The organism is Cellulomonas endometrii (genome assembly GCF_949769265.1).
Classification (GTDB): domain Bacteria; phylum Actinomycetota; class Actinomycetes; order Actinomycetales; family Cellulomonadaceae; genus Cellulomonas; species Cellulomonas endometrii.
Genome location: NZ_CATKPC010000014.1, coordinates 16,493 through 36,556 on the forward strand (window position 1 = coordinate 16,493; position 20,064 = coordinate 36,556).

General features: G+C 74.8%; 19 protein-coding genes and 1 tRNA gene. 15 read left to right on the forward strand and 5 right to left on the reverse strand.

Annotation, left to right across the window (positions count from 1 at the left end; all coding sequences use genetic code 11):
• Window positions 1-355: 355 nt before the first annotated feature.
• Window positions 356-1,267, reverse strand: a complete 912-nt coding sequence (locus QNH85_RS14410) for a MetQ/NlpA family ABC transporter substrate-binding protein (RefSeq protein ID WP_282947496.1) — start codon at window positions 1,265-1,267, stop codon at window positions 356-358.
• Between the two features lie 554 nt (window positions 1,268-1,821).
• Between QNH85_RS14410 and QNH85_RS14415 the strand changes: the two genes are divergently transcribed.
• From QNH85_RS14415 to QNH85_RS14430, 4 genes are all read left to right on the forward strand, one after another.
• Entirely contained in the window at window positions 1,822-3,996 is a 2,175-nt protein-coding gene (locus tag QNH85_RS14415; protein ID WP_282947618.1) for a DNA polymerase III subunit gamma and tau, read from the forward strand.
• Window positions 3,947-4,405 (forward strand): hypothetical protein, encoded by a 459-nt coding sequence (locus QNH85_RS14420; RefSeq protein ID WP_282947498.1) that lies wholly within the window; start codon window positions 3,947-3,949, stop codon window positions 4,403-4,405. The genes QNH85_RS14415 and QNH85_RS14420 overlap by 50 nt, the downstream gene beginning before the upstream one ends.
• Before the next feature lie 46 nt (window positions 4,406-4,451).
• Window positions 4,452-5,051, forward strand: a complete 600-nt coding sequence (gene recR / locus QNH85_RS14425) for a recombination mediator RecR (protein ID WP_213283674.1) — start codon at window positions 4,452-4,454, stop codon at window positions 5,049-5,051.
• A gap of 93 nt (window positions 5,052-5,144) precedes the next feature.
• Window positions 5,145-5,777: a DUF5063 domain-containing protein gene (locus tag QNH85_RS14430; protein ID WP_428830416.1), complete on the forward strand. Its 633-nt coding sequence runs from the start codon at window positions 5,145-5,147 to the stop codon at window positions 5,775-5,777.
• A 120-nt stretch (window positions 5,778-5,897) separates the two neighbouring features.
• On the opposite strand, the gene QNH85_RS14435 is transcribed toward QNH85_RS14430, so the two are convergent.
• Window positions 5,898-6,323 carry an organic hydroperoxide resistance protein gene (locus QNH85_RS14435; protein ID WP_213283672.1) on the reverse strand — a complete coding sequence of 142 codons (426 nt, stop codon included), beginning with the start codon at window positions 6,321-6,323 and terminating at the stop codon, window positions 5,898-5,900.
• A gap of 168 nt (window positions 6,324-6,491) precedes the next feature.
• On the opposite strand from QNH85_RS14435, the gene QNH85_RS14440 reads away from it, so the two are divergent.
• The 10 genes from QNH85_RS14440 to QNH85_RS14485 all read left to right on the forward strand — a co-directional run bounded on the left by QNH85_RS14440 (window position 6,492) and on the right by QNH85_RS14485 (window position 15,778).
• Window positions 6,492-7,154: a TetR/AcrR family transcriptional regulator gene (locus QNH85_RS14440; RefSeq protein ID WP_282947501.1), complete on the forward strand. Its 663-nt coding sequence runs from the start codon at window positions 6,492-6,494 to the stop codon at window positions 7,152-7,154.
• A gap of 44 nt (window positions 7,155-7,198) precedes the next feature.
• Window positions 7,199-7,930 carry a TSUP family transporter gene (locus QNH85_RS14445; protein ID WP_213283679.1) on the forward strand — a complete coding sequence of 244 codons (732 nt, stop codon included), beginning with the start codon at window positions 7,199-7,201 and terminating at the stop codon, window positions 7,928-7,930.
• A 153-nt stretch (window positions 7,931-8,083) separates the two neighbouring features.
• A complete protein-coding gene (locus QNH85_RS14450) occupies window positions 8,084-9,385 on the forward strand; it encodes an aspartate kinase (RefSeq protein ID WP_282947502.1) in 1,302 nt (433 codons plus the stop codon).
• Window positions 9,382-10,464, forward strand: a complete 1,083-nt coding sequence (locus QNH85_RS14455) for an aspartate-semialdehyde dehydrogenase (RefSeq protein WP_282947503.1) — start codon at window positions 9,382-9,384, stop codon at window positions 10,462-10,464. Before QNH85_RS14450 ends, QNH85_RS14455 begins: the two co-directional genes overlap by 4 nt.
• 173 nt (window positions 10,465-10,637) lie before the next feature.
• Complete coding sequence (locus tag QNH85_RS14460) at window positions 10,638-11,054, forward strand: GntR family transcriptional regulator (protein ID WP_282947505.1); 417 nt, start codon at window positions 10,638-10,640, stop codon at window positions 11,052-11,054.
• Entirely contained in the window at window positions 11,051-11,959 is a 909-nt protein-coding gene (locus QNH85_RS14465) for an ABC transporter ATP-binding protein (RefSeq protein ID WP_282947507.1), read from the forward strand. The genes QNH85_RS14460 and QNH85_RS14465 overlap by 4 nt, the downstream gene beginning before the upstream one ends.
• A complete protein-coding gene (locus QNH85_RS14470) occupies window positions 11,956-12,726 on the forward strand; it encodes a hypothetical protein (protein ID WP_282947509.1) in 771 nt (256 codons plus the stop codon). Before QNH85_RS14465 ends, QNH85_RS14470 begins: the two co-directional genes overlap by 4 nt.
• Window positions 12,727-12,809: 83 nt before the next feature.
• Entirely contained in the window at window positions 12,810-13,787 is a 978-nt protein-coding gene (locus tag QNH85_RS14475) for an ABC transporter ATP-binding protein (protein WP_282947511.1), read from the forward strand.
• A gap of 1 nt (window position 13,788) precedes the next feature.
• A complete protein-coding gene (locus QNH85_RS14480; protein ID WP_282947512.1) occupies window positions 13,789-14,559 on the forward strand; it encodes an ABC transporter permease in 771 nt (256 codons plus the stop codon).
• A gap of 94 nt (window positions 14,560-14,653) precedes the next feature.
• The gene (locus QNH85_RS14485; RefSeq protein WP_282947514.1) at window positions 14,654-15,778 is read left to right on the forward strand and encodes a GGDEF domain-containing protein; all 1,125 of its coding nucleotides are present in this window, start codon (window positions 14,654-14,656) and stop codon (window positions 15,776-15,778) included.
• Window positions 15,779-15,947: 169 nt separating this feature from the next.
• Here the strand turns inward: QNH85_RS14485 and QNH85_RS14490 are convergent.
• From QNH85_RS14490 to QNH85_RS14500, 3 genes are all read right to left on the reverse strand, one after another.
• Window positions 15,948-16,021 (reverse strand) — tRNA-Pro (locus QNH85_RS14490).
• Between the two features lie 89 nt (window positions 16,022-16,110).
• Entirely contained in the window at window positions 16,111-17,088 is a 978-nt protein-coding gene (locus QNH85_RS14495) for a metallophosphoesterase (protein ID WP_282947515.1), read from the reverse strand.
• Window positions 17,085-19,502 (reverse strand): penicillin-binding protein, encoded by a 2,418-nt coding sequence (locus QNH85_RS14500; protein ID WP_282947517.1) that lies wholly within the window; start codon window positions 19,500-19,502, stop codon window positions 17,085-17,087. Before QNH85_RS14500 ends, QNH85_RS14495 begins: the two co-directional genes overlap by 4 nt.
• Window positions 19,503-19,756: 254 nt before the next feature.
• Between QNH85_RS14500 and QNH85_RS14505 the strand changes: the two genes are divergently transcribed.
• Window positions 19,757-20,050 (forward strand): WhiB family transcriptional regulator, encoded by a 294-nt coding sequence (locus QNH85_RS14505; protein ID WP_282947620.1) that lies wholly within the window; start codon window positions 19,757-19,759, stop codon window positions 20,048-20,050.
• Window positions 20,051-20,064 lie beyond the last annotated feature (14 nt).

The window sequence follows — 20,064 nt, forward strand, 5'->3', positions numbered from 1 at the left end:
GGGAGCGTCGGGGTCGGGGCGGGCGTCCGCCGCGGAGGGCCGGGCTGCTGGGGTGCAGCGTCAGCACATTCGCTGACGACAGCACATGAGCCCGCAGGACGCCCCGGCGATGACGCGCTGCGCGCGGTGCTCGGAAGCGGCGTGGGTGCTCACGTGCTCGACTCCTGTCCCAGGGTGGGGGCGGACGCGGGCGACCCTAGCACCGCTCCCGATCGCCTCGTCCGCGGGTCTCACGGGCCGTCTGCCGGACCCGCGGACACGGTCCCACCGCCGCTCCGGTGCTGCCACCGCAGCGGACGGCGCCGGCCCCCGGGGAGGGGACCGGCGCCGTCCGCCCTGCGGTGCGCGGGGCGCGTCAGGCCGACTCGCGGACCAGGTCCTCGAGGTCCGCGAGGTCGCGCTGCAGCTCCTCGGCCGGCACGTCCTCGACGACGGCGGTGCCGCCGTTCTCCTCCACCAGCTGGTCGGTGACCTCGGCGGAGTGGTAGATCTCGACGAGCTGCTCGTAGACCGGGTTGTCGGCGTCCTCCGCGCGGGCCACCCAGAGGTTCAGGTACGGCCGCGCGGTCTCGGTGTCCTCCAGGTCGGAGTAGATCGCGGTCGTCGGGTCGATGCCCGCGTCCGTCGCGAAGTTGTTGTTGATGATCGCGGCGTCGAGGCTCTGCAGCTGCACCGGGGTCTGGTTGGCGTCGACGGGGACGACCTTCACGCGGGACGCCGCCTCGTCGATCTCGGCGGGGGTCGAGAAGGCGTTGCCGCCGTCGGCCAGCGCGATGAGCCCGGCCGACTGCAGGACGAGCAGGGCGCGCGCCTGGTTCACGACGTCGTTCGGGATCGCGATCTCCGCACCCTCCGGGATGTCCTCCGGCGCGGCGTACCCCTTGGTCGTGTAGAGGCCGAGCTGGTAGATCGCCGTCGAGCCGATCGGCTGCAGGTCGTCGTCGGAGTTCACGTTGTAGTTCGCCAGGTACAGCAGGTGCTGGAACTGGTTGAGCTCCAGGTCGCCCGAGCTGAGGATCGGGTTCGGCTGCGTGTAGTCCGTGAAGTTCACGAGCTCGACGTCGATGCCCTCCTCGGCCGCCAGGTCCGTGAACGTGGTCCAGTACTCCTGCGCGATGTCGGCCACGCCGACGCGGACGGTCACGCGGTTGTCGGAGTCGGCCGTCTCGGTGGCACCGGCCGCGGCCTCGCCACCGCCCGAGCTGCACGCGGCGAGTGTCGCGGCGGCGGCGATCGCGGCGATCGAGGCGGAGAGTCTGCGCTTCATGGTCTGTGCCTTCCGTGGGGGGTCGTGCCGCGCGAGGACGCGGCGGGCGCGGTCGGGGGCGGAGGGCCGGGGGCAGCGGGTGCGGGCCTGCGGGAGCCCGCGCGGGAGGTGCGGGACCGGGGTGGTCCAGCGGGCGGGGCGAGGCGCCGGAGGCGCGGTGCCGGCCGCGGTGCGCGGGGTCAGGCGGGACAGCGACAGGTGAGCGCGCGGGCGTCGGCCGCGCGGCGCACGGGGCGCGGGCGGTCGGGGGTGCCGGCGTGCTGGCTCACGTCGTGCCGTCTCCTCGTGCAGGGGCCGCCGGACCGGTCGTCCGACGATGCACGGAACCTAGCAGCCGCGTCTCGCCTAATGGAATCCGATGCCCGTCATGCGAGACGCCGTGTCGCGTCGCAGGTCAGCCGCCTCGCGCGCGCCCCCGGGTGGCGTCCGACACGGCGGTGCTCGTCCCCAGGGGCCCGCTGCCGGGGTCCCGGACTGTCAGGCCGCCCCTCTAGAGTTCTGGGGTGACGACAGCCCTGTACCGCCGCTACCGGCCCGAGACCTTCGCCGAGGTCGTGGGTCAGGACCACGTCACCGCGCCGCTCCGGCAGGCGCTGCGGTCCGGGCAGACCAACCACGCGTACCTGTTCTCCGGCCCCCGCGGCTGCGGGAAGACGACGTCCGCGCGCATCCTCGCCCGCTGCCTCAACTGCACGCAGGGACCGACCGACACCCCCTGCGGCACGTGCGCGTCCTGCGTGGAGCTCGCCCGCGGCGGGCCGGGCAGCCTCGACGTGGTGGAGATCGACGCGGCGAGCCACGGCGGCGTGGACGACGCCCGCGACCTGCGCGAGCGCGCGACGTTCGCGCCGGCGCGCGACCGGTACAAGGTGTTCATCCTGGACGAGGCGCACATGGTCTCGCCGCAGGGCTTCAACGCCCTCCTCAAGATCGTCGAGGAGCCGCCGGAGCACGTGAAGTTCATCTTCGCGACCACCGAGCCGGACAAGGTCATCGGCACCATCCGGTCCCGGACCCACCACTACCCCTTCCGGCTCGTGCCGCCGGACGTGATGGTCGACTACCTCGGCACCCTCTGCGACGCCGAGGGCGTGCAGGTCGGCTCCGGCGTCCTGCCGCTCGTCGTCCGGGCCGGTGGCGGGTCCGTGCGCGACTCCCTGTCCGTGCTCGACCAGCTGATCGCCGGCTCCGGGCCGCAGGGCCTCGTCTACGAGGACGCCGTCGCCCTGCTCGGGTACACGCACTCCTCCCTGCTGGACGACCTGGTCGAGGCGGTCGCGGCCCGCGACGGGGCCAGCGCGTTCCGGGTCGTCGAGCGCGTCATCTCCACCGGGCACGAGCCGCGCCGGTTCGTCGAGGACCTCCTGGAGCGGCTCCGCGACCTCATCGTGCTCGCGGCCTCCGGGGACGCCGCGGCGGCGGTGCTGCGCGACGTCCCGGGCGACCAGATGACCCGGATGCAGGCCCAGGCCGCCCACCTCGGCGCCGCGGAGCTGTCCCGGTCGGCCGACCTGGTGAACGCCGCCCTGTCCGAGATGACCGGCGCGACGTCGCCGCGCCTGCACCTCGAGCTCCTGATGGCCCGGCTGCTGCTGCCGGGCCTGGACGACTCCGCCGCCGGGACCGGCGCGGGCACCGCTGCCGGTCCCGGCGAGCGCGTCCGCACCGGCCGCGGCCGTCGTGCCGGCGGTCGACGACGTGCCGGACGTCGCGGAGGAGCCGGCGCGCGACGACGAGCCGATGCCGCTCGACGAGCCGACGCCGCTCGACGAGGTGGCGACGCCGGACGAGGCCGCCGCCGACGCCACGCCCGCACCGGCCGACGGAAGGCCCGCGCCGGACCGGGCGGAGCCCGCCGACGCCTGGCCGGCTCCCGTCCTCGAGCGCCCCGTGGCTGCCGAGCGGCCGGTGGCTGCCGAGCGCCCGACAGCGGCCGAGCACCCCGCGGACCGGTCTGCCGCTCCCGTGCGGCACGACGTCCCCACCGCCGAGCCGGTCGCGCGGGTCGAGCGCCCCGGCGGCACCCCGGGTGGCGGCGACACCGAGGTGCTGCGGCGCCGCTGGCCCGAGGTGCTCGACACGCTCAGCCGGCTGAAGAAGACCACGTGGGTCCTCATCAGCCAGAACGCCCAGGTGGTGGAGCTCGACGCGACCACGCTCAAGCTCGGCTTCGCGGCGCCGGGTCTCGCGTCCGCGTTCCGCGCCGGCTCGCACGCCGACCTCGTGCAGCAGGCCGTCAGCGAGACGCTCGGGTTCACCGTGAAGGTGGAGCCGGTGCTCGCCGGCGCGGGGCCGTCCGGCCAGCAGGGCAGCGGCGCTCCCGCGACCCCGGGCTCCGGAGCCCCCGCCGGTGGTCCCGCGCGGGGCGGCGGCGCCCCGTCCGCGGCCGAGGCGGCGGCGTCGTGGGACGCGCCCGCCGCACGCCCGGCGCCCGTGCCGAGCTCGACGGCCGACGCCCAGCGCACCTCGCACGGTGCCCGGCCCGGCGGCGGCGCCCGGCCCGACGTCCCTGCCGACGACGACCCCGACGCGGCGGCCCGGTCCACCGCGGACCCCGACGCGGCGGCCCGGTCCGCCACGGACCCCGGCGCGCGAACGACCGGCGCCGACGTCCCGGACCGCCGCCCCTCACCGCCGCAGCCGTCGTCCGACGGCGCGCCGGCGGAGCGCGAGGCCGCAGTGCCGGGCCCGGGCGACCGCACCGCTGCCGGTCCCGCCGCTCCGGGTGACCGCGCCGCGGCGTCGCCGGTCGGCCGCGCGGCCGGCGACGCACCGCAGCCGGGCCGCCCGGAGCACGGCACCCCGCCGGACGCGGCGCCCGCCGGCTCCGACGACGGCGCCGCCACCGCGCCGCCGCCGTGGGACGTCGACCCCGACGACCCGGGTGCCCCCGAGCCTCCGGCGGACGACTGGGCCCCCGCACCCCCGAGCGGTGCCGACCGCGTGCGCGCCGCCGCCCGGGCGGCCGCGGCCGGGGGCGCCGGTGCGGCGGCGACCGCACCGACGCGCCGCTGGTCCGACGACGAGCCGTCCATGGACGACCCCGACATCGGCTCCACCGGCCTGTCCGGCGTGCCGCTGCTCGCCCAGATGCTCAACGCCACCGTGATCGAGGAGCTCGTCGACGAGGGCTTCTGACGCGCGGCTCCCGGTGCGTGTGGGTGCCGGGCCGTAGGGTGGGTGCGTGTATGAGGGCGCGGTCCAGGACCTGATCGACGAGCTCGGGCGGCTGCCCGGCGTCGGTCCCAAGAGCGCGCAGCGGATCGCGTTCCACATCCTCGCGGCCGACCCCACGGACGTGCGGCGGCTCGTGGACGCGTTGACCGAGGTCAAGGCGCGCGTGCGGTTCTGCGTGCAGTGCGGGAACGTGGCGGAGGAGGACCTCTGCCGCATCTGCCGCGACCCGCGGCGCTCGCCGGCGGTGCTGTGCGTCGTCGAGGAGCCGAAGGACGTCGTCGCGATCGAGCGGACCCGCGAGTTCCGCGGCAGGTACCACGTGCTCGGCGGGGCCATCAACCCGATCGCGGGCATCGGCCCCGACGACCTGCGGATCAAGGACCTCATGACCCGCCTCGCGGACGCCACGGTCACCGAGGTGATCCTCGCGACCGACCCGAACGTCGAGGGCGAGGCCACCGCCACCTACCTCGCGCGCCTGCTGGTGCCGATGGGCATCACGATCAGCCGCCTCGCCTCCGGCCTGCCGGTGGGCGGGGACCTCGAGTACGCCGACGAGGTCACCCTCGGCCGCGCGTTCGAGGGCCGGCGCCGCATCAGCGCCTGACCTGCGGCGCGGGCCGCGGGCGCGAGACCGCGCCGGTGCCGGTGGCGCACCCGCCGCGCGTGGGGTGGGCACGGGGCGGCCGGATGGAGCACGATGGCGGACGTGACCCGATCTGACGACGTGCGCGTGGCAACCGGAGCGGCCGGGGTCCAGGACCTGGCGCTCGACCCGGAGGCCGCCGACCTGCGTGTCGTCGCCGAGACCGTCGCGCGCGAGTGCCGGGCGTTCCTCACGACCGTGACCGAGGTCGGTGCGGGCACCAACCCGGACGCCGCGATCCCGCTGCTCCTGCTCGCCGTGTCCGACGTGCTCGGCGTCGGCGCGCGCCTCGGCGCGATCGTCGACGTGGTGCCCAGCGAGCGGTACGAGCCGGACGTCGGCCCGGACCCCGACGTCGACCCGCTGCGCGCCGCGCTGGCCGAGGTGCTGGACGGGGTCGACGAGTACGCCGAGGTCGTCGACCCGGTGCTGGGGGGCGAGGTGGCCGGGGCCACGCTGTCCGGCGACCTGGTGTCGATCACGCAGTCGCTGGTCCAGGGGCTGCGGCACTACGACCACGGCCACGTGCTCGAGGCCCTGTGGTGGTGGCAGTTCTCGTACCTGTCGACGTGGGGCGAGCGGGCGTCGAGCGTCCTACGCACCCTGCAGACGCTCCTCGGCCACCTGCGCCTCGACGTCGACGACGACGTGGCCGCCGAGGCGGAGTACGACGCCCTCCAGCGCTGACCGTCGCCGCCCGGCCGCTGACCGCGCCGTCGACGCGTCGAGCGCGCACCCCGGGGAGTGCGCGCTCGACGCGGCGCGTGCGCGTCGCCGCTGACGACCGGTGACCGGCGCGGGGATCGGTCAGGCGACCGTGGTCTCCAGCGTGACGTCGATGTTGCCCCGGGTGGCGTTGGAGTACGGGCACACCTGGTGCGCCTGCTCCACCAGCTTCTCCGCGGTGGCCTGGTCCACGCCGCCGATCTCGACGTGCAGGGCGGCGCTCAGCGTGTAGCCGCCGGTGCCGTTCGGGAGGATGCCGATGTCCGCGACCACGGCGCTGTCCCGGATCGGGGTCTTGCCCGCCGCGGCGACGCCCTTGAGCGCGGAGTGGAAGCACGCGGCCCAGCCGGCGGCGAACAGCTGCTCGGGGTTGGTCCCGCCGCCGGGGCCGCCCATGGCCGGCGGGACGGCCAGCGTGAGGTCGAGGACGCCGTCGTCGCTGGTGACCTGGCCTCCCGCGCGGCCCTCGCCGGTGGACGTGGCGGTGGCGGTGTAGACGGCGCTCATGCGGTGCTCCCGAGGTAGACGAACTAGTACGTCTGCTAGTAGACCACCTCGCGCGGTGTCGTGCCAGACTGGCGCCCCGGACGGCCCCAGCCCCCGCGCGCCGGCCGCCCGGACCGCCCCGCCCGCCCGCTCGCCCGAACGCCGACCGCCGCCCGGAGGAGGACCGCCATGACGACCACCACCGCCGCCGGCCCCCGCCCGTCCGCCGTCGCGGACCGCATCCTCGCCGCGGCCTCCCGGCTGTTCTACGCCGACGGGATCCGGGCGGTGAGCGCCGACCGCGTGATCGCCGCGGCCAAGGTCAGCAAGGTGACGTTCTACCGGCACTTCCCGGCGAAGGACGTCCTGGTCGTGGCGTACCTGACCGCGATCGCCGCCGCCGAGCGTGCCGCGTTGGACGCCGCGCGTGCCGAGCACCCGGACGACCCGGCGGCCGTCCTGCGCGCGTACGCGGACGCGCTGGGCCGGGAGTCCTGCGCCCCCGGCTTCCGGGGCTGCCCCTTCATCAACGCCGCCGCGGAGTACGCGGATGCGGGCCACCCGGTCCGGGCGGTCGTCGCGGAGCACCGCCGGTGGATGGTCGCCACCGCGGCCGGTCTGCTCGCCGAGCTCGGCGTGCCGGACCCGGAGGCCACGGCGGAGGAGCTGGTGATCCTGCGCGACGGCGCGATGGTCGCCGGGTACGTCGGCGGCGAGGAGCGGGCCCGGGCGGTCGCGGCCGCGCTGCAGCACGCCGGCACGGCGATCGTCGCCGCGCACCGGGGCACCGGCACTGCGCACGCCGCTGCGTCCTCCACCGCGCCCGGCGCCCCGCGCCCCGCCGACGCGTGACCGTCTCCGGCCTGGAGCTCACGCTCGGCACGGTGGCCCTGCTCATGCTGGCCGGCTTCGCCGCCGGCTGGGTCGACGCGGTGGTCGGGGGCGGCGGGCTGGTCCAGCTCCCCGCGCTGCTGCTGGTCCCCGGGATCAGCCCGGTGCAGGCGCTGGCGACGAACAAGCTCGCGGGCATCCTCGGCACCTCCGTGAGCGCGGCGACCTACTACCGCCGCGTGCAACCGGGCCTGGGGACGGCGGGCCCCATGGCGGTGGCCGCCCTGCTCGGTGCGGCCGGCGGTGCCGCGCTGGCGTCGCTGCTGCCCGAGGACGTGTTCGTGCCGGTGATCCTGGTCGCGCTGGTCGCCGTGGCGGTCTACACCGTGGCGCGCCCGCAGGTGGGCCGGGCGACGCAGCTCCGGTGGGAGGGCCGGACGCACCTGCTCGTCGCGCTCGCGCTCGGCGCCGGCATCGGCTTCTACGACGGGCTGCTCGGGCCCGGCACCGGGTCGTTCCTGGTGATCGCGCTGGTCGGTGTGCTCGGGTACGCGTTCCTCGAGGCGTCGGCGCAGGCGAAGATCGTGAACGCCGCCACCAACCTCGGCGCGCTGGTCGTGTTCACGCTGCAGGGCGCCCCGCTGTGGCGGCTGGGCCTGCTGGTGGGCGTCGCGAACATCGCCGGCGCGTACCTCGGCGCGCGGACCGCGGTGGCGCGGGGCAGCGCCTTCGTCCGGGTGGTGTTCCTGGTCGTGGTCGCGGTGCTCGTCGTGCGGCTGGGCGCCGAGCTGCTGTAGCCCACGGCTGCCGATCCCGCGGCGCCGGTCCCGCGCCGCCGGTCCCGCGATGCGGGCGTGCGGGAGGGCGGGCGAGCGGCGCGTCCTAGACTTCGCCCCGACCCAGCCGGTCGCCCGCCCGCGACCGGCCCCCGCACCCGGAAAGTCCCTCTCGTGGCCCTCATCGTGCAGAAGTACGGCGGTTCCTCGGTCGCTGACGCCGACAGCATCAAGCGTGTCGCGAAGCGGATCGCGGAGGCCAAGCGCGCGGGCGACGACGTCGTCGTGGTGGTCTCCGCGATGGGGGACACGACCGACGAGCTCATCGACCTCGCGCAGCAGGTGACGCCGCTGCCGCCGTCGCGCGAGATGGACATCCTGCTGACCGCGGGCGAGCGCATCTCCATGTCGCTGCTCGCGATGGCGATCAGCAACCTCGGCGTCGAGGCGCAGTCGTTCACCGGGCAGCAGGCGGGCGTGATCACCGACGAGGTGCACGGCCGCGCCCGGATCATCGACGTCAGCCCCAGCCGCATCCAGGCCGCCGTCGACGCGGGGGCGGTGGCGATCGTCGCCGGGTTCCAGGGCGTCACCCAGAACACGAACGACGTCACGACGCTCGGCCGCGGCGGCTCGGACACCACCGCCGTGGCGCTGGCGGCGGCCCTGCACGCGGACGTCTGCGAGATCTACACGGACGTCGACGGCGTGTTCACGGCGGACCCGCGCATCGTGCCCTCCGCCCGCAAGATCGACCGGATCAGCTACGACGAGATGCTCGAGATGGCGGCCAGCGGCGCGAAGGTGCTCATGCTGCGCTGCGTCGAGTACGCCCGCCGCTACGGCGTCCCGGTGCACGTGCGCTCGTCGTTCTCGACCCGCACGGGCACGCTGGTGACGGACGCGCCCGGGCCGACGGCCCCCGCCGGTGACGACACACAAGGAGCAGCAGTGATGGAGCAGCCGATCATCTCCGGCGTCGCGCACGACCGCAGCGAGGCGAAGATCACGATCGTCGACGTCCCGGACGTGCCCGGCAAGGCCGCGCGCATCTTCCAGGTGGTGGCGGCCGCGGGCGTCAACCTCGACATGATCGTGCAGAACGTGTCGGTCGCCTCGACCGGCCGCACGGACATCTCGTTCACGCTGCCGGCCACGGACGGCGCCGCCGCGACCGCCGCGCTGACACAGCACCAGCCCGACATCGGCTTCTCCTCGCTCCAGTTCGACGACACGATCGGCAAGCTGTCGCTGATCGGCGCGGGCATGAAGTCGCACCCGGGCGTGTCCGCGAAGCTGTTCGCCGCGCTGTCCGACGCGGGGATCAACATCGAGATGATCTCGACGTCGGAGATCCGCATCTCGGTGGTGACGCGGGCCGACCAGCTCGACGACGCGGTGCGTGCCGTGCACACGGCGTTCGACCTGGACAGCAGCGAGGAGCAGGCCGTGGTCTACGGAGGGACGGGACGATGAGCGCACCGGGTACCGAGCAGGCACGCACGGGCCTGCGGGTCGGGGTCGTCGGCGCGACCGGCCAGGTCGGCACGGTCATGCGCCGCCTGCTGGAGGAGCGCGACTTCCCGGTCGCGGAGATCCGGTACTTCGCCTCCGCGCGGTCCGCCGGCACGACGCTGCCGTTCCGCGGCGAGGACGTCGTGGTCGAGGACGCGGCCACCGCCGACCCGACCGGGCTGGACATCGCCCTGTTCTCCGCAGGCGGGGCGACGTCGAAGGCCCAGGCGCCGCGGTTCGCCGCGGCGGGCGTCACCGTCATCGACAACTCCTCGGCGTGGCGGATGGACCCGGACGTCCCGCTCGTCGTGTCCGAGGTCAACCCGGGCGCGCTGGACGAGATCCGCTCGGGCATCGTCGCGAACCCGAACTGCACCACGATGGCCGCGATGCCGGTGCTGCGGGTGCTGCACGAGGAGGCCGGCCTCCGCCGGCTCGTCGTGTCCACCTACCAGGCGGTGTCCGGCAGCGGGCTCGCGGGCGCGCAGGAGCTCGACGAGCAGGTCCGGGGCGCCGTCCAGCAGGACACGCTCGCTCTGGTGCACGACGGCACCGCGGTGACGTTCCCGGAGCCGCAGAAGTACGTCGCGCCGATCGCGTTCAACGTCATCCCGCTCGCCGGCAACCTGGTGGACGACGGCAGCCTGGAGACGGACGAGGAGCAGAAGCTCCGCAACGAGTCGCGCAAGATCCTCGGCATCCCGGACCTGCTGGTCTCGGGCACCTGCGTGCGGGTGCCGGTCTACACGGGCCACTCGCTGTCGATCAACGCGGAGTTCGACCGGCCGATCACCCCGCAGCGGGCCTACGAGCTGCTGGCCGGCGCGCCCGGCGTGCAGCTCGCGGACGTCCCCACGCCGCAGCAGGCCGCGGGCGCGGACCCGTCGCTCGTCGGGCGCATCCGGCAGGACCCGGGCGCCCCGGACGGCCGGGGGCTCGCGCTGTTCATCTCGAACGACAACCTGCGCAAGGGCGCGGCGCTGAACGCCGTCCAGGTGGCCGAGCTGCTGGCCGCGCGCCTGGGTGCCGCCACCGCCTGACGCACCGCACCGCACCACGCGCGAGCCCGGGACCCGAGCGGTCCCGGGCTCTCGTGCGTCCGGGGTTCGCGTGCGTCCGGGGGTTCCCGGACGGTCGGGGGGTTGTGCCCGCGCCCTGCTCTGTGGTTCATTAGTGGAGTAACGAACCACAGAGGCGCAGAGGAGGTCCACCCGTGTTCGACGGCCGGGACCCCATCTACGTGCAGATCGCCGACCAGATCCGCCAGGACGTCCTGCGGGGCGACCTCCAGCCCGAGGAGCAGGTGATGAGCACCACGCAGTACGCCACCACCTTCCGCATCAACCCGGCCACGGCGGCGAAGGCGTTCGCGCAGCTGGTCGACGACGGCATCCTGTACAAGCGGCGGGGCGTCGGCATGTTCGTCGCACCGGGCGCCCGGGACCGGCTCCGGGCCGAGGGGCGGGAGTCGTTCTTCGCCGACACGGTCGACGTGGTGGCCGACCAGGCGCGCGCCCTCGGGATCCCCCTGGAGGACGTCGTCGCGCGGCTGCGGGAGCACGACGCGCGTGCCGGCCGCTCGCGCGCCGGTCGCTCGCACGCCACCGAGGCGGACGGGGCCGCGTCGTGACCGCCCTCGGCGTGCACGTCCGCGACCTCACGGTGCGCTACGGGCGCAAGGTGGCCCTGGGCGGCGTCGACGTCGACATCCCGGCCGGGTCGATCACCGGCCTGCTCGGCCGCAACGGCTCGGGGAAGACGACCCTCGCGTCGGTGCTCGCGGCGTTCCGCCGGCCGACGTCCGGCACGGTGCGGGTCGGCGGCGAGGAGCCGTGGGAGAACGAGGCGCTGCTGCCGCGCGTGCTGCTGGTCCGCGAGTCGGGCGACGTGCTCGACACGGAGTCGCTCCGGTCGAACCTGCGGTTCACCGAGGACTGCCGCCCGCAGTTCTCGCGCGAGGTCGCCGAGCGGCTGATGGACACGTTCGAGCTCGACCCGGCCGCCAAGCCGCAGAAGCTGTCCCGGGGGCAGAAGTCGGCCTTCGGCATCGTCCTCGGGATCGCCAGCCGCGCGGACCTGACCATCCTCGACGAGGTGCACCTCGGGCTCGACGCGCCGTCCCGGTACGCGTTCTACGACGCGCTGCTCGAGGACTACGTCGCGCACCCGCGCACGATCGTGCTGTCCAGCCACCTGATCGGGGAGGTCGAGCGGCTGCTCGAGCACGTGGTCGTGCTCGACCGCGGTCGGGTCCTGCTCGCGCAGGACGCGGACGCCCTGCGGGTCACCGGGGTCTCCGTCACCGGCCCCGCCCGCGAGGTCGAGCGGTTCGTCGTCGGCCGCACCGTCCTCGGCCGGCAGCAGCTCGGGGGCACGGCGCAGGCGACCGTGCTCGCCACGCTCGCGGCCGGGGAGGCCGCGGACGCCCGGGCCGCCGGCCTGGAGCTCGGGCCCGTGCCGCTGCAGGACCTGTTCGTGCACCTGACCGCCGACGGGGCCGCCGACGTGGCCCGCGAGCTCGGGAGGGCCCGATGAGCGCCACCACCCGCCCGCTGTTCCCCGCACGCTCCGCCGCCCGGCAGGGCCCGGTCCTCCGCACCGCGGTGTCGCTGCTCGCCTGGTTCGGGCAGATCGCGCTCTGGTACTGGGCGCTCGTCCTGGTGGTCGTCGTCGCGCTGCCGTTCGTCATCGGCGCCGTCGGCGAGGTCGGGACGTCGATCCTGTGGTTCGCCCGGCAGAGCGGCGTCTGGTTCCCGTTCTCCGTGCTGATCGGCGTCGCCACGAGCTACCCGCCGGTGCACGTCGCCAGCGGCATGACCCGGCGCGCCTACGTGCGCGGTGCCCTGGTCGCGGCGTTCTGCCTCGCCGCCGCGTTCGCGCTGCTCATGGCCGGTGGGCTGATGGCCGAGCGCGCCTGGTACGGCGCGATGGGCTGGGAGTGGTCGCTGCAGGACCAGGGCTGGTTCGACCCCGACCTGTCGTTCGGCACCCTGCTCGTCGCGTACCTGGCGACGTTCGTCGTCGCGTACGTCAGCGGCCTGCTGGTCGGCACGGTGTACGCCTCCGCGGGCGGCTGGTGGGGGACCCTCACCCTGCCGCTCACCGCCGGGCCCTCGCTCCTCATGACGATCCTCGTCGGCAACTCGAACGACTGGGTGCCGTTCTCCCACCTGTTCGGCGGCGACGGCGAGGGCACCCCGCTCGCGCTGGTCCTGACCGTCGCCCTCGTCCTGACGCTGGCCCTCGCCACCGCCTTCTGGCTGATCGCGACCCGCCGGTCGATCGCGCCCCGCCGCGGCTGACGCCGCACCGCTCAGCACCGCACCTCCCTGCACAGCACCGCCGCCCTGCTCTGCCACCGCACCGCCAGACAGGAGAGTCCGTCATGCCCTCGGAAGCACCCGTGATCCACGCGGAGCACCTGCAGAAGCGCTACGGCCGCACGGTCGCCGTCGCCGACGTCAGCCTGACGGTCGCGCGCGGCGAGATCGTCGGCGTCCTCGGGCGCAACGGCGCCGGCAAGACCACCACCGTCGAGATGATCGGCGGCCTGCGCGAGCGCGACGGCGGCACGGTCCGCGTCCTGGGGCTCGACCCGGACGGGTCCGCGCACGACCGCGCCGCGCTGCGCGAGCGCGTCGGCCTGCAGCTGCAGGAGTCCGCCCTGCCGGCCCGGATCACCGTCCGGGAGGCCGTCGAGGAGTACGCCGCGTTCTACGACGACCCCGCCGACCCCGACGAGCTGCTCCGCGACCTGGGCCTGGCCGAGAAGGCCGGCACCCGGTACGCGGCGCTGTCCGGCGGCCAGAAGCAGCGCCTGTCGATCGCTCTTGCCCTGGTCGGCAACCCCGAGCTGGCGATCCTCGACGAGCTGACGACCGGGCTCGACCCGCAGGCCCGCCGGGACACCTGGGACGTGATCGAGCGGGTGCGGCAGCGCGGCGTCACCGTCGTGCTGGTCACCCACTTCATGGAGGAGGCCGAGCGCCTGTGCGACCGGGTGGTGCTGGTCGACGCGGGCCGCGTGGTCGCGGAGGGCACACCGGCCGAGGTCGCCGCGCTCGTCGGTGCCGAGCAGACGCTGGTGTTCCGGCCGTCCGCCCCCGCCGGCGTCGCCCACCTCGGCGCGCTGGGCACCGTCACGGCGGTCGAGCAGCACGCCGACGGCACGGTGCACGTGCGCGGGACCGGCAACGTCGTGCAGGACGTCATGGTCGCGCTCGCGTCCGCCGGCGTCCGTCCGGACGACCTCCGGGTCACCCGCAGCACCCTGGAGGACGCGTTCGTCCGCCTCACCGGCGCGGAGCCCGGCTCCGGCGCCGACGTCCCCGCTCCGCAGACCACGACCCGCGTGGAGGCCTGACATGTCCGCGACCAGCCCCCGGGTGCTCGCCCGGGTCACCGCCGTCGAGGGGCGGCTCGCCCTGCGCGACCCGTCCAACGCCTTCTTCGCCGTCCTGTTCCCGGCCGTCCTGCTGGCGGTCCTGGGCCTGACGATGCCGTGGGGGTCGACGCCCTTCGACGAGAGCGACCCCCTCCTGTCGCAGATCAGCGGCATCACGGGGTACACCCCGGTGGTGCTCACGCTGGCGGTCGGCACCGTCGCCCTGTCGTCGTACCCGATCACGATCGCCACCTACCGCGGGCAGGGCGTGCTGCGCCGGCTGTCCACCACCCCGCTGCCGCCGTCCCGGCTGCTGGTCGCGCAGATCCTGGTCAACGTGGCGGCGCTGCTCGTGGCGGCGGTGCTCGCGGTCGCCGTCGGGATGCTCGTGGTCGACGTCACCGCACCGGAGGACCCGGGTGTCGTCCTGCTGGCGTTCCTGCTCACCGCGACGTCGACGTTCGGCCTCGGGTCCCTCATCGCCGCCCGCGCGCCGACGGCCGGCGCCGCGACGGGCATCGGGATGACCACCTACTTCGTGTCGCTGTTCTTCGCGGGGGTCTGGCTGCCGCTGCCGATCATGCCTGACGTGGTGCAGGAGATCGCCGCCTGGACCCCGCTCGGGGCCGGTGCGCAGGCGATGCTCGACGGCTGGGTCGGGGCGGGCGTCCCGACGCGCGAGCTCCTCGTGATGGCTGCCTGGACCGTGGCGCTCGTCCCGCTGGCGGCGCGGATCTTCCGCTGGCGGTGACGCGTGACCGCCGGACCCGAGGGAACGGCGAAGGCTCGGTGGAAATCTCAACGATCTCCTCCAGGGAGGGCCGTCCCGGGCCGATGGGTGCGGGGTGACCCCCACGCCGCCGGACGACCCCCGCGCGCGCGACCGCGCCCACGAGGCGCCGGTCGTCGTGCGGCTGATGGAGCACATCCCGGCCCGGTTCCGGGTCGGGGGGAACGCCGCCGCGGTCGGCCGGCTGCTCCTGCTGTTCTGCGGGGCCGTGGTGGTGCTCGGCGCCCTGCTGCTCGGGGTCGACGAGCACGCGCTGCGGGTGCTCGCCGGCACGTCCGCCGCGATGCTCGTCGCCGTGGGGCTCAGCCTGCTGGTGCCGTGGGCGCGCGGGTCCCGGGCCACCGTCGCGTTCCCCGTGGTGGTGCTCGTGGCCCTCGGCGGGCTCGGGCTGACGACGTCGGGCGTGGCCGGGTCGTTCGCCGGCCTCATCCCGCTGTGCTTCGTCTACCTCGGGCTGTTCCACCCCGGTCGCGTCGCGGTCGCCGTGCTCCCGCTCGCCCTCGCGGCGTACGTCTCGATGGTGAGCGTCCTGGACAGCAGCGCGCTCGTCCGGCTCTCCGTCTACGCCGTCACGTGGTGGGCCGTCGCGCAGTCCCTGGCCCTGGCCACGGAGTACCAGCGGGACCTCGCCCGGCGCCTGCGGTCCGACGCCCGGACGGACGCCCTCACCTCGCTGGCCAACCGGCGCGACCTGGACGAGCGGCTCACCGCCGCGCTGCCCGGCGACTGCCTGGTCATCGCCGACCTGGACCACTTCAAGTGCGTGAACGACACGCAGGGCCACGCCGCGGGCGACGCGGTGCTCGAGCGGTTCGGCCACCACCTCGACCAGCACCTGCGCCGCCGCGACTACGCGGCCCGGTACGGGGGCGAGGAGTTCGTGCTGATCCTGCCGCGCACCGAGCCGGTGCAGGCGATGAACATGCTCCGCGCGCTGCGCACCGAGTGGGCGGAGGAGGGCACCGGCGTCACGTTCTCCGCCGGCATCGCGCTGATCACCGAGGAGACGCCGCCGGGGAGCGCGCTGGCCGCCGCCGACATCGCGCTGTACCGCGCGAAGCAGGCCGGCCGGGACCGGTTCCGGATCGCGACCGAGGCGCTGGGCGCGCGCCGCCGCCCCGCGGAGGCGCCCGCCGGGGGCGTCACGGGCGACGCTGTCGAGCAGCACCCGGTCCGCTGAGGGTCGCTCACCGCTCGGTTCCCCAGGGTGGACGGTTCCCACGGACACGCCACGGCGTGTCGGGCCGGACGTTCCACTCGGCAGGCGCGTGCGGCTGCCCCCGCGGGAACCACGAAGGCCCGGACCGTGTGGTCCGGGCCTTCGTCGATGTCCTGCCTGACATCACCGGTCGGGGTGGCGGGATTCGAACCCACGACCTCCTCGTCCCGAACGAGGCGCGCTACCAAGCTGCGCCACACCCCGGTGAAGCCCGCCCAGCATAGCCGAGGTCGGCGGGTGGTCGGTAACCGGGACCGCCGCCGCGGGGGCGAGTGTGAGCAGCGTCGCGCGGGTCAGGCCGCGACGAGGGTCAGCAGCGTCGCCTCGGGGCGGCACGCGAACCGCACGGGCGCGTACGGGGACGTGCCGAGCCCGGCGCACACGTGCAGCCAGGTCGAGTCCGCACCGCCGCGGGCGTCGGGCCGCGCGCCGGGCCAGCCGTGCAGCCCCTTCGCGCGGCCGCGGTCCAGGTCGCAGTTCGTCACCAGCGCGCCGTAGCCGGGGACGGCGAGCTGCCCGCCGTGCGTGTGCCCCGCGAGGACCAGGTCGACGTCGTCGGCGTGCATCGCGTCCAGCACCCGGCGGTACGGGGCGTGCGTGACGCCGAGGTGCAGGTCGACGTCGCTGCGGTCCACGCGCGCCACCCCGGCGTCGTCCACGACAGGCGCGGGCCGGACGTCGCCGGGACCCCCGGCGGCCGGGAACCGGTCGCGGTCGAGGTGGGCGTCGTCGGTGCCGACCAGCGAGATGCGCCGGCCGCCGGCCTTCACCTCGCCGCGGGCGTTCGTGAGGTCGACCCAGCCGGCGGACGTGAACCGCCGGCCGAGCTCCCGCCACGGCAGCGGCGCCGGCGGCGCCTGCGGGGTCGTGCGCGCGTCCGGCAGCAGGTACCGGGCGGGGTTCTTCGGGGTCGGCGCGACGAAGTCGTTCGAGCCCCACACGAACGCGCCGGGCGTCGACAGGTGCGGCTCGAGGGCGTGCAGGAGCGCGGGCATCGCGTCCAGGTGGGCCCAGTTGTCGCCGGTGTCCACGACCAGGTCGGGCTCCAGGGACGCGAGGTCGCGGACCCAGTCCACCTTGCGGTGCTGCCCGGGCGTCAGGTGCAGGTCCGACAGGTGCAGGACGCGCAGGGGGTCCTGCCCGTGCGGCAGCACCGGGACGGTCACCTCGCGCAGGGCGTACCAGCGGGACTCGACCAGGGTGCCCCACGCGAGGGCGCCCGCGCCGGCGAGCGCCGTGGCGCCGAGGACGCGGGCGACCGGGTGGCTCATGGCTGGCCCTGGCCGTTCCCCTGGCCGTTGTTGCCGCCGCCCTGTCCGCCGCCGGTGTCACCGCCCGGCTGGCCGGCAGGAGGCGCCGGCTGGCCGTTGGAGAGCGTCAGCGTGATCGTCGTGCCCGGCGGGGCCGCGCCCGACGGGCTCTGGCTGACGACGGACCCCGCCGTGACGTCGGAGTTCGTGGTGCCGCCCACGACGACCTGGAACCCGGCGCCCTGCAGCGTGCGCGTCGCGGTCGCCTGGTCCTGCCCGGCGACGGACGGGACCGGGATCGCCTTGCCGAACTTGGCGTCGTTGTTCGGCTCGGTGAAGCCGGGGTTCGGCTGGCCGTCGGCGAGCGCCTGGTCCATGAACCGCTTCCACGTCTCGCCGGCGATCGTCGCGCCGAAGACGTTCCGGTGGTACTGGCCGTTGATCGTGATGCGCTGCATCGGGGTGAAGGAGTCGGGGAAGCCGACCCACACCGCGGAGACCAGGCGCGGCGTGTAGCCGACGAACCAGGTCTGCTCGTTCTCGCTGGTCGTGCCGGTCTTGCCTGACGCGGTGTAGCCCTGGGGTGCGCCGACGCTCTTCGCGGTGCCGTTCCAGACGTTGCTCAGCGCGTAGTTCATCGCGTTGGCGACGTTCGGGTCGATCGCCTGCGCGCAGCCGGCGTCGGGGATCGGGAGGTCCTCGCCGTTGGCGTTCTTCACGTTCGTGATGGCGATCGGCTTGCAGTACACGCCGCCCGAGGCGAACGCGGCGTACGCGCCGGCGAGCATCAGCGGCGTCGTGGAGTCCGAGCCGAGGACGGAGGACGGCTTGGCGCCGAACGGCTGGCCCTCGACCCCGCTCGGGGACTGCACGACGCCGAGGGCGGCGGCGCCGTCCATGATCGCGCAGAGGTCCAGCTGCATCGCCATGGAGAGGTACGCGAGGTTCACGGACTGCCGGGTGGCGTCCATGATGGTCATGCTGCCGCCACCGCCCTCCGAGTTCCCCACCTTCCAGGTCTGGCTCGGGTACCGCTCGCCGCACGCCGTGAACTGGTTCGTGTTGAGCGTGCGCTCGGTGCCGTCGACGCGCTCGTTGAGGCTGTGCCCCTGCTTGAGCCACTCCAGCAGCGTGAACGGCTTGAACGTCGAGCCCGGCGCGAAGCCGCCCGAGCCGCCGTACGAGTACGAGGTGTTGTAGTTGACCGCGTTGTCGCGGCCGGTGGCCTCGGCGCTGTTGTTGAAGTTGCGGTTCTGCGCCATGGCCTTGATCTGGCCGGTCCCGGGCTGGACCACGGAGATGGCGGACCCCACACCGGAGCCGTCGTCGACCGGGACCCCGGCCTTGACCTCGGCGTCCGCCTCGGTCTGCAGGCGCGGGTCGAGCGTCGTGGTGATGGTCAGGCCGCCGCGGAAGAGCAGGTCCTGGCGCTCCTCGGGCGTCGCGCCGAAGGCCGGGTCGTTGCGGATGACGCGGGTCACGTAGTCGCAGAAGTACCCGGAGCCGGCGACGACGGCACCGGCCGCCATACAGCCGCTCTGCGCCTCGTTCACGCGCAGGGTGGCCGGCAGCGGGGTGGCGATGCCCGCGTCGTACTCCTCCTGCGTGATGAAGCCCTGGGCGCGCATGAGGCCGAGCACGATGTCGCGGCGGCCCTGGGAGTCCTCCGGGTTCTTGACCGGGTCGAACGCCGTGGGGCTCTGCGTGATGCCGGCGATGGTCGCGGCCTCGAGGTAGGTGAGCTCGGCCGCCGGCTTGCTGAAGTAGCGCTGCGCGGCGGACTGCACGCCGTACGTCGCCACGCCGAACTGCGCGATGTTCAGGTAGTTCTCGAGGATCTGGTCCTTCGTCAGCTCCTTCTCGAGCGCGATGGCCAGCTTCGCCTCGCGGAGCTTGCGGGCGTACCCCTCGGCCCCCTCCGCCTCGCGCGCCGCCTGGACCCCGGCGAGGTCGTTCTCCCGCATCGCCGTCTCGATCAGCACGTTCTTCACGTACTGCTGCGTCAGCGTGGACGCGCCCTGCTGGTCGCCCGCGAAGTTCTGCACCGCGGCGCGCAGCATGCCCATGGGGTCGATGCCGCCGTGCTGGTAGAACCGCTTGTCCTCCGTCGCGACGACGGCGTTCTGCATCGGGACCGACACCTGCTCCAGCGGCACGACCTCGCGGTTCTCCTCGAAGAAGGTCGCGAGCACGGTGCCGTCGGCGGCGAGCAGCGTGGACTTCTCCGACAGCGACTTGCGGTCGAGCTGGCTCGGCAGGTCCTCGAACGCCTCGATGCTGAGGTCCGTCGCGGTGTTCGCGGCGGCGACCGTGGGCATGACCAGGCCGGCGGTGAGGAGACCGCCGACGCCGGCGGTCAGCACGAAGGCGAGCAGCAGCGCCAGCGCCTGCACGACGGTGACCTGCCGCCCGCGCGGCGAGGGGGTGGGAGCCATGACCAGCAGGGTACGGGAGCGCCCGCGGGGCCCGCCGGTCGTCCACAGGGCCCGCAGGGACCTGCACGGTACCTGCACATGCCCCGGCGCGCGGTGCTGTTGCCCGAGACAACCCGAACGGAGGATGCCCCGGGACGAAACGACCCGGTACGGTCGCCGGGCAGGGGGACTGCCGAACGGTCCGACGTCGCACGCGCGCCGCCGGTTCACGTCGCTGTCCCGTGATCAGGGGGACACGAGGTGGTGGCATGACGATGACAGGCCTGGACGGGCACTGGACGGCGCGCGCAGCGTGCGGCGCCGGCACGATCGCGCCGGACGCGCTGTTCGTCGAGGGAGCCGCCCAGCGGGACGCCCGCTCGGTGTGCCAGTCGTGCGTCGTGCGGCTGGAGTGCCTCGCGGACGCGCTCGACTCCCGCACGGACTTCGGCGTCTGGGGCGGGATGACGGAGCGCGAGCGGCGTGCCCTGCGCCGCCGGCGCCCCGAGGTCGAGTCCTGGCGCGACGAGCTCGTGAGCGCCGAGGCCGAGCAGGCCGTCGCGACCTGAGCGCCCCCGGCTAG

Bases quoted from the DNA above. Each gene is read 5' to 3' on its own strand.
- QNH85_RS14410 (WP_282947496.1), bottom strand. From the start codon at position 1,267: ATGAAGCGCAGACTCTCCGCCTCGATCGCCGCGATCGCCGCCGCCGCG.
- QNH85_RS14430 (WP_428830416.1), top strand. From the start codon at position 5,145: ATGGCGGACGTGACCCGATCTGACGACGTGCGCGTGGCAACCGGAGCG.
- QNH85_RS14435 (WP_213283672.1), bottom strand. From the start codon at position 6,323: ATGAGCGCCGTCTACACCGCCACCGCCACGTCCACCGGCGAGGGCCGC.
- QNH85_RS14440 (WP_282947501.1), top strand. From the start codon at position 6,492: ATGACGACCACCACCGCCGCCGGCCCCCGCCCGTCCGCCGTCGCGGAC.
- QNH85_RS14445 (WP_213283679.1), top strand. From the start codon at position 7,199: ATGCTGGCCGGCTTCGCCGCCGGCTGGGTCGACGCGGTGGTCGGGGGC.
- QNH85_RS14455 (WP_282947503.1), top strand. From the start codon at position 9,382: ATGAGCGCACCGGGTACCGAGCAGGCACGCACGGGCCTGCGGGTCGGG.
- QNH85_RS14470 (WP_282947509.1), top strand. From the start codon at position 11,956: ATGAGCGCCACCACCCGCCCGCTGTTCCCCGCACGCTCCGCCGCCCGG.
- QNH85_RS14475 (WP_282947511.1), top strand. From the start codon at position 12,810: ATGCCCTCGGAAGCACCCGTGATCCACGCGGAGCACCTGCAGAAGCGC.
- QNH85_RS14480 (WP_282947512.1), top strand. From the start codon at position 13,789: ATGTCCGCGACCAGCCCCCGGGTGCTCGCCCGGGTCACCGCCGTCGAG.
- QNH85_RS14495 (WP_282947515.1), bottom strand. From the start codon at position 17,088: ATGAGCCACCCGGTCGCCCGCGTCCTCGGCGCCACGGCGCTCGCCGGC.
- QNH85_RS14500 (WP_282947517.1), bottom strand. From the start codon at position 19,502: ATGGCTCCCACCCCCTCGCCGCGCGGGCGGCAGGTCACCGTCGTGCAG.
- QNH85_RS14505 (WP_282947620.1), top strand. From the start codon at position 19,757: ATGACAGGCCTGGACGGGCACTGGACGGCGCGCGCAGCGTGCGGCGCC.